The sequence below is a fragment of the Thalassolituus oleivorans MIL-1 genome, from assembly GCF_000355675.1.
Lineage (GTDB): Bacteria > Pseudomonadota > Gammaproteobacteria > Pseudomonadales > Oceanobacteraceae > Thalassolituus > Thalassolituus oleivorans.
Genome location: NC_020888.1, coordinates 661,062 through 673,398 on the forward strand (window position 1 = coordinate 661,062; position 12,337 = coordinate 673,398).

The 12,337-nt window shown below is 46.3% G+C and carries 9 protein-coding genes; 4 read left to right on the top strand and 5 right to left on the bottom strand.

Annotation, left to right across the window (positions count from 1 at the left end; genetic code table 11):
- Positions 1–44: 44 nt before the first annotated feature.
- From ppnN to TOL_RS03060, 3 genes are all read right to left on the bottom strand, one after another.
- A complete protein-coding gene (gene ppnN / locus TOL_RS03050) occupies positions 45–1,406 on the bottom strand; it encodes a nucleotide 5'-monophosphate nucleosidase PpnN (RefSeq protein WP_015485804.1) in 1,362 nt (453 codons plus the stop codon).
- Between the two features lie 9 nt (positions 1,407–1,415).
- The gene (locus TOL_RS03055; protein ID WP_158505900.1) at positions 1,416–1,985 is read right to left on the bottom strand and encodes a CBS domain-containing protein; all 570 of its coding nucleotides are present in this window, start codon (positions 1,983–1,985) and stop codon (positions 1,416–1,418) included.
- 132 nt (positions 1,986–2,117) lie between these two features.
- A complete protein-coding gene (locus TOL_RS03060; RefSeq protein WP_015485806.1) occupies positions 2,118–2,888 on the bottom strand; it encodes a hypothetical protein in 771 nt (256 codons plus the stop codon).
- Positions 2,889–2,996: 108 nt separating this feature from the next.
- On the opposite strand from TOL_RS03060, the gene purU reads away from it, so the two are divergent.
- Positions 2,997–3,848: a formyltetrahydrofolate deformylase gene (gene purU / locus TOL_RS03065; RefSeq protein WP_041588383.1), complete on the top strand. Its 852-nt coding sequence runs from the start codon at positions 2,997–2,999 to the stop codon at positions 3,846–3,848.
- A gap of 85 nt (positions 3,849–3,933) precedes the next feature.
- On the opposite strand, the gene TOL_RS03070 is transcribed toward purU, so the two are convergent.
- Positions 3,934–5,121, bottom strand: coding sequence for a thiolase family protein (locus tag TOL_RS03070; protein ID WP_015485808.1), 1,188 nt, complete (start codon positions 5,119–5,121; stop codon positions 3,934–3,936).
- Between the two features lie 281 nt (positions 5,122–5,402).
- Between TOL_RS03070 and TOL_RS03075 the strand changes: the two genes are divergently transcribed.
- Genes TOL_RS03075 through TOL_RS03085 form a run of 3 tightly spaced genes read left to right on the top strand, consistent with a single transcriptional unit; the run spans position 5,403 to position 11,727 of the window.
- Positions 5,403–8,393, top strand: coding sequence for a hypothetical protein (locus TOL_RS03075; RefSeq protein ID WP_015485809.1), 2,991 nt, complete (start codon positions 5,403–5,405; stop codon positions 8,391–8,393).
- A gap of 20 nt (positions 8,394–8,413) precedes the next feature.
- On the top strand, positions 8,414–10,327 hold the full coding sequence (locus TOL_RS03080) for a DUF1302 domain-containing protein (RefSeq protein WP_015485810.1): 1,914 nt from the start codon (positions 8,414–8,416) through the stop codon (positions 10,325–10,327).
- Positions 10,328–10,362: 35 nt separating this feature from the next.
- On the top strand, positions 10,363–11,727 hold the full coding sequence (locus TOL_RS03085; RefSeq protein WP_015485811.1) for a DUF1329 domain-containing protein: 1,365 nt from the start codon (positions 10,363–10,365) through the stop codon (positions 11,725–11,727).
- An 82-nt stretch (positions 11,728–11,809) separates the two neighbouring features.
- Here the strand turns inward: TOL_RS03085 and TOL_RS03090 are convergent, their stop codons facing one another.
- Entirely contained in the window at positions 11,810–12,310 is a 501-nt protein-coding gene (locus TOL_RS03090; protein ID WP_015485812.1) for an outer membrane beta-barrel protein, read from the bottom strand.
- Positions 12,311–12,337: the final 27 nt, after the last annotated feature.

Consider the following 12,337-nt stretch of genomic DNA (forward strand, 5'->3'; position numbering starts at 1 on the left):
AAAAAAGCCCTGCAATGCAGGGCTTTTTATTTGGATGCGATTTTTTAGCTGGAGACGATTTCGTAACAAGGTTTGTAATTACCTTTTATCTTCATTCTTCCATGCTCTACCATGGCTCTGAGTAGTCGATCCATTCCTTCTAATATGTCGCGATCACCAGTGATTTGATATGGCCCGTTTTCACGTACTCGACTCACGCCATCGGCTTTCACATTGCCGGCTACAATGCCAGAAAATGCACGTCTTAAATTCGCGGCAAGTTCGTGGCCCGGTAACGTATGGGTGAGCGCCAATGACTGCATGGCTTCATGAGTCGGATCAAAGGGATGTTGAAATTCATCTTGAATTGTCAGTGCCCAATTATAGAAAAAAGCATCATTGTGTTCACGTCTGAACGTCTCGACTTCGTGAATCCCTGCTTTCATCCTACGAGCGACCTTTTCTTCATCAGCTATGATTATTTCATAACGTTGCTGTGCATCTTTACCAAGAGTTTCACCAATAAAGCGATCAATATCGTACAAATACTCCTCTGCTTCTTTTGGTCCAGTGATAATCAGTGGGAAAGGTATTCTCGCGTTATCCGGATGAGACAATACACCGAGTAAATAAAGGAGCTCCTCTGCTGTGCCAGGGCCGCCAGGGAAAATAACGATGCCATGAGCTAAACGGATAAAAGCCTCTAAACGCTTTTCGATATCTGGAAGAATAACAAGTTGATTAACAATTGGGTTGGGCGCTTCTGCCGCGATAATGCCCGGCTCAGTAATACCGATATAGCGTCCGTCGCGGATGTGTTGTTTTGCATGGCCGATGGTTGCACCTTTCATCGGCCCTTTCATTGCGCCTGGTCCGCAACCAGTACCAATATCCATACCACGCAGACCTAACTGATACCCGACGTCTTTAGTGTATTGGTATTCATGCGGTGCGATTGAATGACCGCCCCAACAGACGACTAAATTCGGCTGCATATCGGGTTGTAGAATATTGGCGTTTCTTAAAATGTGGAAAACAGCATTAGTGATGTCTTCGCTGTTATTAAGGTTAAAACGGTGAGCTTTTAAAATAGACTCATCGACGTACAAAATATCGCGTAATACCGAAAATAATTGTTCACGCACACCGCGAATAATTTCGTTATCTACAAAGGCGTTTGCCGGTGCTCCAGTGAGTCGTAAGATAATGCCACGGTCTTCTTGATCGACGACAATATTAAAGTCTTTATATTCTTTTTCTAATTCTAAATAATCATCATTTTGGCTACCTGCACTCAATACCGCATAAGAACAGCGTCGCAATAATTCATGGGTGCGGCTACTAACGTCTTTGAGTTGCTGAATTTCGTAGCGTGAGAGTACACGTAGATGGGTTTTAGGGTGAATCAGTTCGTAGTGTCTTGCCATATAGTACTCCTATGCCCACAGTTCCATGGGGCCGTAATGGCTTAATAACCGCAATAGATCGGTGCGGGTAATGATGCCAGTCAACTGATGTTGACGATTGATCACCGGCAGAGCGCCAAGATCATGTTGATATAAAATTTGTGCTGTTTGTCGTATATCGGTGTTTTCTAAGATGCAGTAAACCGGATGCATGGCATGCTGCAAAATATTATTGCCAATCGCTTTAGGGGTTTCGATGAGTGTTGCCATAATGTCACGATCGAAAACAATTGCATGGATCGCATGGTGTTCGTCGATGACGGGGAGATGTCGATATCCGCTTTCTTTTATCGCTAGCCAAGCATCGCCGACGGTGGCTGTTGTGCTTAAAGTTTTAAGTTCGGTCGCCATAATGTCGGTAGCATAAGCAACAAGCTGGGGTTCATGCTCAGTGTGTTCTTGATAGTCGTGAATAGCTTGCTGAGCGTGTTGCGAAGGGGATTTTAGGTTCGAGTGTATCTTAGCAACGGCTTGAGTTGCTGCTGTTGCTTTAATTTGCAACGAAGGGGCTGACACAGGCGTTTCAATGCGCCGACCCATGTCAAAAACATACACTCCCATAGACGTTTAGTTCGATCCTTTTCCGCCGCAGTTGCTTTGACTATAGCAGTGCGGCAGTCAAGTGTCATGCTCCCGAATACGACATTGCCGCCGACGATAGATGCAAAACGATTAGGAGTGTTGATCGAGTAAGGTTAACCGATCAAGAATATTATCGGTGTAGCGCATGACTAAAAAGGGCACTAGCTTAGCGTCGGTATTGGTGGCCGCTGTTTGAATAAATATCCATTGGCTACGAATTTTTGAGAGCAAAGCTTGAGCTTCGTCTGATGTGGCTTGGCTTTTCATATCGGCTAAACCGCGATCGAATTGTTTACACAGGGCTGCAATATCAATTTGATCTGTGGTCAGTGGGGCACCCATAGAAGACGCGGCACGTTCTATGTAGCGTTCTACGACCGAGATCATAAGATTCTTTTGATTGCGGCTCCATTGTTCGTATTCTGAGGGTTTTGTTTCTGAATTTTGTCTTAGGTTTTCGCCAAGTTTTTCTAGCTCATCAAGCATCGCACGCTGTGCTTCACGCATCAGCGTAACAACCTGCAACTCAGGATAATTACTTTCTTGGATTTCATTTAGATTTTGCTTTAAGTAACTGTCAAACGTCATCCACCGCTGTTGGATGTTTTGTTTGTACGGTAAATAGGAACCATCCAATTGCTTACTAATATCCGCATGAAGTGCTTCTACTTCGCTGCGACGTTGGCTAAGTTCGGCAATGCGTTGGGTATTCCCCTCGTCTGCTTGAACATGGTAATACTTAAGCAATAGCATTTTGACGTCGACTGACAATTGAAAGACACTGCGCTCAAGCTCAGAATTGTCGGCATAAGCTGGTAGGCTAACAAACAAGGTGAGGAGCAGGGATCTTAGGAGTAACATAGGCCCATCTCTGATTTTGAAATATTTATAATAGTCTGTGACGAGTTCACCATTAACTGTCTCAGACTGCAAGGGCCAGCTAGGCCTTAATTACCTATTTGGATGGTTATGGAACGAGTTTACCGTTTAACAATATCGTGTCCCGATCGGGTCGGTATAGTAGCCAAAGTCGGTCAGTTTTTCTCCGCACATGGCGGTTGGATAGTGGAAGCAAATCACTATTCAGACCCAGTGACTGGAAGGTTCTTTATGCGGCACTGTATTCGCGCGGATTCTCTGCCGTTCGATCTTGATGTTTTGAAAGAGAACTTTGCGCCGATTGCTGAAGAGTTTGGAATGAGCTGGCAGGTCAGCGATTCGGGGGCGCCAAAGAAAGTAATTCTCATGGCAAGCAAACAGAGTCATTGCTTAGTTGATTTGTTGCACCGCTGGCATAGCAAAGAACTCAATTGCGATATTCCGTGCGTAATATCTAACCATGATGATTTACGTTCCTTAGTTGAGTGGCATGGAATTCCTTTCTTTCATGTGCCCGTAGATAAAGACAATAAAGCGGAACATTTTCGTCGGGTAAATGCCATTGTTGAAGAGCACGCAGCAGATACCATTGTACTTGCGCGCTACATGCAGATTATTCCCCCAGAGTTGTGCGTAAAATATGTTGGGCAGGTGATTAACATACATCACAGCTTTTTGCCGTCGTTTGTTGGCGCTAAGCCATACCACCAAGCGGCAGAACGTGGTGTTAAATTAATCGGTGCGACGTGTCATTACGTGACGCAAGAGTTGGATGCTGGGCCTATTATTGATCAGGACGTTATTCGTATTAGCCATAACGATACTGTTGAAGATATGGTGCGCTTGGGTAAAGACGTAGAGAAATCTGTATTGGCTCGCGGAGTGCGTAGTCACTTAGAAGATCGCGTTTTACTGCATGGTAATAAAACCATCGTATTTTAATCAGACTTTATTTTGCATAAAAAACCGGCAATTGCCGGTTTTTTTATGCAAAAATTAAGGTCAAGTTTGACCTTAATTTAACGTCTTATAGCATTTCAATCGCGACCGCTGTTGCTTCGCCGCCACCGATACACAAAGCTGCTACGCCTTTTGTACCACCGGTGTTTTTCAATGCATTCATTAACGTCACGATCAAGCGTGAGCCGGTTGAGCCAACAGGATGGCCTTGAGCACATGCACCACCGTAGATGTTCACTTTTTCGGCATCCAGGCCCAAAGCATCAATCGGCATCATGGCAACCATAGCAAATGCCTCGTTGATTTCATAAAGGTCAACTTCTTGGCTATTCCAGCCAGCTTTAGCCAGTACCGTTTCAATCGCGCCACAAGGAGCGATCGTGAACTCCGATGGGTGCTGTGATTGAGTGGCATGAGCCACGATGCGAGCAATAGGCTTAACCCCTTTTGCTTGGGCAACCGATTCGCGCATCAATAATAGAGCAGAAGCGCCATCAGAAATGGAAGAAGCGTTCGCTGCGGTGATCGTTCCGTCTTTACGGAAGGCAGGACGTAAGCTTGGAATTTTTTCGATGTTCGCGTTAAACGGCTGCTCGTCTTGACTAACGACTGTCTCACCTTTACGAGTTGTAACCGTTACAGAAACGATTTCAGCAGCGTTCAAGCCAGCCTCGATTGCAGATTTAGCACGGGTTAGTGAACGGATAGCGTAATCATCCATTTGCTCGCGCGTGTAGCCTTTACTATCAGCAGTTTCTTGAGCGAATGCTCCCATTAGCTTGCCGGTTTCAGCATCTTCAAGGCCATCTAGGAACATGTGGTCTTTAGCTTGATCGCCATGACCCATGCGATAACCATTGCGTGCGTTCTCTAGAATGTAAGGTGCGTTAGACATAGATTCCATGCCGCCAGCGACAGCAATATCAACGGAGCCAGCTTTAATGGCATCGTGGGCCATCATGGTTGCTTTCATGCCCGAACCGCAGAGTTTGTTAACTGTGGTTGCGCCAGTCGCATCTGGTAATCCGGCTTTACGCATAGCTTGGCGTGCAGGACCTTGTTTTAGGCCTGCAGGTAGTACGTTCCCCATAATCACTTCTTGCACGTCAGTCGGCTGAATACCGGCGCGCTTTACGGTTTCGGCAATGGCGATAGCGCCCAGATCGGTAGCGCTAACTGCGCTTAGGCTGCCTTGAAAGCCGCCCATGGGGGTGCGGGCACCAGCAACGATAACCACGGAATCCTGATTTGACATGAGAGTCTCCTGCAAACACTGAGTAATAAACGGCGTTCATTCTAGTGGAAGGACTAGGTAAATCACAGTCCGAAAGCAGGTGTTCGGTTTGGCACCTTTGAATATCTCAACTATGTTTGATTACGATCAGATACAAAATGAGCTGTGCTTACGCAAGGAATCATACTTTCGAGTGATGAGGGTGCGTGTCTGCCAGATTATAGTCGGTAGCATGTCCGTATGTGGTGCTTCCACGTACATGATGTATACCAATAACCATAAAAACTCATACAGGTAGCAATATGGTGAAGAAGACTCTCCTCAGTCTGGCCGTTGCAGCAGCGACCGCGGGACTGGCCGGTTGTAATATTAGTAGCGTGGAAGGTGATAACAACAAGGTCGACCTTTCTCCAGTAACAGCCGGAAGCGCAGGATCAACGCCAAGTAGCGTTGCCCCAATTTTTTCTGCAGGTAGTCGCAAGCTGCCTCTTAACATCGATTTGCTGTTTGCTGATGCATCGACTTCTGATGGTACGGCAAATACTGCAGATACAACGCCGCCAGTAACGACTGCCATCAATAAACTCGATGGTTTTTCTAATACCGCCGCTTTTTATGTCAATTTTAATGCTGCGTTAGCTCCTGAAAGCGTTATTGCTGGTCAGACCGTATTTTTGATCAAACTGAAAAATGCCCAAGACAACGCTGCGATTGATGCGTTAGATATCACCTCGATTATCGCAAATGGCGGTGCATCTCCAGTGGCAGCAGATCAGCCAGTTGGTGGTACTGACTATGATGCGCGTTATGTGACACTTGATGGTGGCGCAACGCACGCAATTCAGATTTTGCCGAAAACGCCTTTAGATCCAAAAACTAAGTACATCGTTGCGATGACGAATAGTATTACATCCGCGAGCGGTGAAGCAGTAACAGGATCGGCGGAATACGAATTATTAAGTGGCTCTTTACAGTTACCGTCTTCTGCGTTGGCGCCTGTTCGTGCAGCGGTTCAAGGTTGGGAACAAATTGCGGGTGGCTTCCTTGCTGCGGCAACAAGCAATGCAGTTACTCAAGACGATGTGGTTTTGAGCTATGCCTTCACCACAGGCGGTACAGTTGATGTTCTTAATGCAATGGCGGCTCCTGCGACCTTCTTGGCAACACAGATCACGTCAGTCGATGCAGCGGAAGCTAAGATCACAGCGAGTGTTGTAGCGTCGGTTCTCGGTGGTGGTGGCGATCAAGCGACCGCAGATGCTACGGCATCAGGAACGTTAGATAGCATTGCTGGTTTGGTTGCAGTGTCAATAAACACCAAGGCTCCGGGCACTCTGCCAACAACTGATGGAGCAACAATCCGTCCTGTATTGAAAGCGACAGCGTCATTAGCACCGTTTTACTATCAAGGTTTGATCACGGCGATTGCCGATGGTCAAGGTGCCGGCATCGACTCTATTGTTGATCGCCCACAATCGCGTAGCTACGCACCGATTGTATCGGCGCCATCAACGCCGGTTGCTGTTCCATATGACACATTATTGACGGCTCAGCTCACGCCAAAAGTTGCAGCGGCAATTGAAGCTCAAGTACGCGCAAACCCAGCATTGGATGGTGCGGATGAAACGACTATTCAGGCGGCTGTTGATGCGCAATTGGCTTCAGATCTTACCTCGACAGTTGCTGCACAAGTGGCGGCGTTGTCCTCTCACGGTAATATCTTCCAAGGCGCTCTAGAGATTCCATCGTATTTAGCCGATTCCGAAGCCGGTGTTGCTGATGCTAGCTTAGGTAGTTGGACGGGTAGCAATGATGCTGCAGTTGCTTTGGGGCTTACAGGTGCTCCGGAAGATGTTAACGGTTCTTTCAACGTTACCTATCGCTTCCCGTTTGCGGATAAAGTGGGCGACTCTGTAATTCCGGTTATGGTCACTATGCCTGATGCTAGCTGTGATCCAGACGGCGCAGGTCCAGCCTCTGGTAAGCCTGCTGAAGGTTGGCCGGTTGTGATTTACCAGCACGGTATTACAGTTGATCGCACAGCTGGCGTATTAGTGGGTAATGCGTTGGCTGGCCAATGTATTGCTATGGTCGCGATCGACCATGTTATGCACGGTGTTGCTCCACTCAATAATGAAGGCGAAGCGAACTCTCTACGTCTATTTAACGTAGAGCAAGTTGCAGCAGCTGACGTGTCAACCAATAGCCCGTTTGCCGCAGCTCGTGCTGGTTGGGTTACTGCCGTTGGTGCAGAAAATGCTCCTGAATTGGCAGCACTAAAAGAACGTCACAATAACGTGGCAAAAGCTGCCGATAGTTCGAATATTGCGATGGTCTTTAACGGTGCTTTAGACGCTAATAGTGATCCAGTAACAGCGGATTCTGTTGGGTCTTCTGGCGAGCTATACATTAACTTGCAGAACTTCTCGCGTTTGCGTGATGGTATGCGTCAAACCGTTCTCGACATGATGAACCTGAACGCATCGATTGGTGATATGGATGTTAATGCTGATGGCACTGCAGATGATTTAGATCCGGAAAACGTCTACTTTATCGGCCATTCACTGGGTGGGATCATAGGTACGACCTTCTTAGCCGTAAATAATGATACTTCGGTGCAAGCATACAACTCAGATTTACCACTTGTTAAAGCAGCTGCTTTAGGTAACCCAGGTGGTGGTGTTGTTAAGTTACTTGAAAACTCGCCAACGATTGGTGCACGAGTATTAGGTGGTTTGGCTGCTGCTGGTATTAATCAGGGTTCTACGAGCATTGAGTCTTTCTTTAGTGTTTTACAAGCTATGGTTGACTCCGCTGACCCAATTAACTTTGCATCGAATCTTGAGACTCTGCCTGTACTCGTATACGAAGATGTGGGTGTAGCAGGTGATGCTGATGAATTATCTGATCAGGTGGTTCCTAACAATGCGCTAACTCCAGTCTTAGATACATCTAAATCGTATCTAGCCGGTACAGATCCACTAGTAACAGAAATGGGGATTACGACCTTTGTAACGCAGGAAACTGCTGTAGAGGGAGGAGCAATTTCAGCTGATCCTAAGTACTACTTCCCGAATGCATCGAATGACTCGATTGTACGTGCAAACGTTCGCATCGCTAAGGGTACGCACAGCACTTTCTCTTCTGCTGATCCGCAGGATGTATTTGCTGAAACCTTCCAACAAATTATTACTTTCTTTGATCCGTATGGAGCGACCCAGCTTACTGGCTTGCCTGGCGATCAGAAAGGGTTTGTTGTTGAAGACATATCTGTTCTCGAAACATCTAACTAAGCCTTGCGGAGTATAAAAAGATGACAAGCAAAGCTATGTATAAAGTATTTAAGAAAGCCCCATTAGCACTGGCATTGACCAGCGCAATGGGCGCCGCTCATGCGGTTGAATTTAACTTTGGTGATTTCAGCGCCCAGCTTGATAACACCATCAGTTATGGTATTGCGTGGCGTGTAGAAGATCGCGATAAAGATCAGATCATGCCAGCCAATGGCAGTGATTTTGGTTTTACTGGTCAAGGTTCTTCGTACAACTATGACGATGGTACGTTGAACTACAGTCAGGGCGATGTTTATACCCACGTTTTGAAGTTCTCATCAGACCTTGAGTTGAACTACAAAAACTACGGTGGTTTCTTCCGTGGTCGTGCTTATTACGATGCCGCCTTGATGGATCAGGATACCGATTTCAAACCATTAAACGAAGCAACCGAAAACGCTGCAGGTAAAGGCGCTGAGTTATTGGATGCTTATGTGTGGGCTGATTACGACCTTGGTGATACTCCAGTGACCTTTCGATTAGGTCGTCAGGTATTGAGCTGGGGTGAAAGTACCTTTATTCAGGGTGGTATTAACAGTATCAACCCAGTGGATGCGTCGGCTTTCCGTAAGCCTGGTGCTGAAGTTAAAGAAGGTTTATTACCCGTTAGTATGGCCTATACCTCTATTGGTATTACCAGCGACGTAACGTTAGAAGCCTTTTATCAACTTGAGTGGGAAAAGACTCGTACTGACCCGTGCGGTACTTTCTTCTCTACCGTTGATTTCGTTGCGGACGGATGTGGTCCAGTTATTTTGGGGGGGGAAGCTGACGAGCGCGATATGTTAGCGTTCCGCCAAGCCGAGATTGATGCGGGTGTGCCTTTATCATCTCGTGTATCACCAGTAACTGAGCGCTTACCTGATGATCAACCGAAAGATTCTGGTCAGTTTGGTGCTGCTTTACGTTGGTACTCCGAAGCGCTGGGTGACACTGAATTCGGTTTGTATTACATGAATATTCATAGTCGCGTGCCATATATCAATGGTGCCGTAACAAACTATGACTCTACAGGAACGGTAACCGGTACCAAAGGTGCGCAGGTTAATGCCAACGCTACATACGACACGTATCGTCCCTTGTATCAAATTGCTTACCCGGAAGACATCCAGATTATGGGTGTGAGTTTTGCGCGTAGTACTGAAAGCGGTATGTCTATCGGTGGTGAAATTAGCTACAAGCCGGATGCGCCACTGCAGTGGAACGCTTTCGAGTTGATCGTATCTGGTAACGGCGCTCCATATAGCCGTTTGTATCAGCAGCGAGCTGAAGAAGGCGGATCTGCATCTGATCTTTACGGCGAAATTGCTAAAGGTTACGACGAGTTTGATATTTGGCAGGCTCAAACCACCATTATTAAATTCTTCGACAATGCCTTCGGTGCAGACCGTATTGCTTTGGTTGCCGAATTTGGCTTGAACTTTATTCCTGATTTACCGGATACCGATGATGCTCGTTATGGTCGTTCTGGTGCTTATGGTATCGGTAATAACGATGGTGTTTGGGATCTAGCTGGAAGTACCAACTTCTGTACCGCTGAAACTTTTGGTGGAGCAGCTAACTCAGGTAAGAACGTTCAAAGCAGTAACTGTACTGATGATGGTTATGTGACCAAGCTATCCGGTGGTATCCGTTTGCGTGGTGGTATGGACTTCAACAACGCATTTGCTGGCGTCAACATGTCTCCGAATATGTCGGTTGCCTTTGATAAAGGTAATGGTCCAGAACCCGGTTCTCAGTTTATTGATGATCGTTTGACTGTTGGCTTAGGTGTGTCGTTCGTGTACCTAAACCAAACGTCTGTTGATGTGTCTTACACCAATTTCTCTGGTGGTAAGTACAACCAACTTAAAGACCGCGACAACATTAGTCTGTCAGCTAAATATTCATTCTGAGTGTGTTGATCAGATTCGATTTACAGAGGTTTATTATGTTTAAACAACAAGCAAAAATATGGGGCGGCGCTGTAGCGCTGTCTCTAATGATCACCGGTGCTAATGCAGGTGTTCCTGCGGAGCAAGCCGCAAAGCTAGGCGGTGATGAGTTCACCCCAATGGGTGCTATCAAAAAGGCAGAAGGTAATATTCCGGCATGGTTAGGTGGTGTACCTGCTGGTAAAGGCGGATTGGACGCAAAGGGTAAAATTACTAACCCATTTCCTGAAGATAAGCCTAAGTTTGTAATTACCGCAGCAAACTATAAAGACTATTCAGCGAATTTAAGTGATGGTCAAAAGGCGATGTTTGCTAAGTATCCAGATACTTACAGAATGCCAGTATATGAGACCCGTCGTACTGCAAGTTATCCTGAGACTATTTACGCAGCGACAAAGGCTAATGCCACGAACACTGTATTGTTGGATGATGGTAATGGCTTGAGCAACTTCGTCGAAGGCGCTCCTTTTCCATTCCCTCAAAGCGGTGTTGAAGTGGTATGGAACCATATCACCCGTTATCGTGGTGGTAGTGTTGCCCGTGTAGTTGGTCAAGCTACTCCGCAAGTAAATGGTGATTTCACTGTTGTGCGCTTTCAAGATGAGTTCACGTTCCGCAACAAACTAACGGATTATGACCCTAATGTTGATGCCAACGTTCTGTTCTACTTTAAGCAAGATGTACTTTCACCGGCTCGTTTAGCGGGTAATGTACTATTGGTTCATGAAACTCTCGACCAAGTAAAAGAGCCTCGTAAAGCATGGGTTTATAATGCTGGTCAGCGTCGTGTGCGACGCGCTCCTCAGGTTGCTTACGACGGTCCAGGAACGGCATCGGATGGTCTGCGTACTGCGGATAACCTCGATATGTTCAACGGCTCTCCAGATCGCTACGACTGGAAGCTAGAAGGCAAAATGGAATTGTATATCCCATACAACTCTTACGCTTTGAAAGACAGTAAGTTGAAATATAGCGATATCGTAAAAGCAGGTCACATAAATCAGGACCTAACTCGCTATGAATTGCATCGTGTGTGGAAAGTGACCGCAACTCTAAAAGAAGGCAAGCGTCATATCTATGCTAAGCGCGTATTTTACTTCGATGAAGATACTTGGCAGGCCACAGAGATTGATCATTACGACGGTCGCGGTGCGTTATGGCGTGTGGCTGAGTCTCACAACGTGATGTACTACGATAAAAAGGTACCTTGGTATGCCGTTGAAACTTTGTATGAATTAACTTCTGGTCGTTACCTAGTGCTAGGGTTAGATAGCGAAGAAGATGGTGGCTATGAATATGGCTTTAAGCGTTCACAGGCAGATTACACGCCGGCAGCCTTGCGTCGTGAAGGTGTTCGCTAGCATTTTCTCGATGAAATAAAAAAGGGCCGAAAGGCCCTTTTTTATTGGTGTGATCGCATTTAATTAGCAAATTAATACGCTATTAAAAATTGATTACCGCACTGAGTTGCATAACACTGGATGAATCTTTATTGAGATATTCAGCGCGAAGAGCAATACGCTCAGATGGATGTAGACCCATACCCGCGCCCATCAAAATACCATCGTCATCACCGACGTCTAAACCTAGTCGAGCCAGTACCGAGACTTTCGGGCTGATTTCAGGTAAGCGTTTTTCACCGACTGCAGCGACCCAGATACCATTGATTTCATTATTTTTGCCATCGAAAAATTCATCGGTTTGGCTGTAGCCAATCTCTAAGCTGGTGTCGATATCTGGCATCTCGTCGTTCAATTTATAGCCAAGGAATAAACCGAAACCTGGAGCATCGACGCTACCATCGCCAAATGCAGAATCAACCATGTTATGGCTTATTGTACCGCCAATGTAGAGACGATTAGCTAGGTCAGAAGAGGTTTGCTCTTCGGCCATAACAAGAGAGCTGGCTGCTAAAGCGGTAACAAGTGCAAGGGTCTTTTTCATGATAAATCCTTATGTAATTGCTGAGGC

Bases quoted from the DNA above. Each gene is read 5' to 3' on its own strand.
- ppnN (WP_015485804.1), bottom strand. From the start codon at position 1,406: ATGGCAAGACACTACGAACTGATTCACCCTAAAACCCATCTACGTGTA.
- TOL_RS03055 (WP_158505900.1), bottom strand. From the start codon at position 1,985: ATGGGTCGGCGCATTGAAACGCCTGTGTCAGCCCCTTCGTTGCAAATT.
- TOL_RS03060 (WP_015485806.1), bottom strand. From the start codon at position 2,888: ATGTTACTCCTAAGATCCCTGCTCCTCACCTTGTTTGTTAGCCTACCA.
- purU (WP_041588383.1), top strand. From the start codon at position 2,997: ATGGAACGAGTTTACCGTTTAACAATATCGTGTCCCGATCGGGTCGGT.
- TOL_RS03070 (WP_015485808.1), bottom strand. From the start codon at position 5,121: ATGTCAAATCAGGATTCCGTGGTTATCGTTGCTGGTGCCCGCACCCCC.
- TOL_RS03075 (WP_015485809.1), top strand. From the start codon at position 5,403: ATGGTGAAGAAGACTCTCCTCAGTCTGGCCGTTGCAGCAGCGACCGCG.
- TOL_RS03080 (WP_015485810.1), top strand. From the start codon at position 8,414: ATGACAAGCAAAGCTATGTATAAAGTATTTAAGAAAGCCCCATTAGCA.
- TOL_RS03085 (WP_015485811.1), top strand. From the start codon at position 10,363: ATGTTTAAACAACAAGCAAAAATATGGGGCGGCGCTGTAGCGCTGTCT.
- TOL_RS03090 (WP_015485812.1), bottom strand. From the start codon at position 12,310: ATGAAAAAGACCCTTGCACTTGTTACCGCTTTAGCAGCCAGCTCTCTT.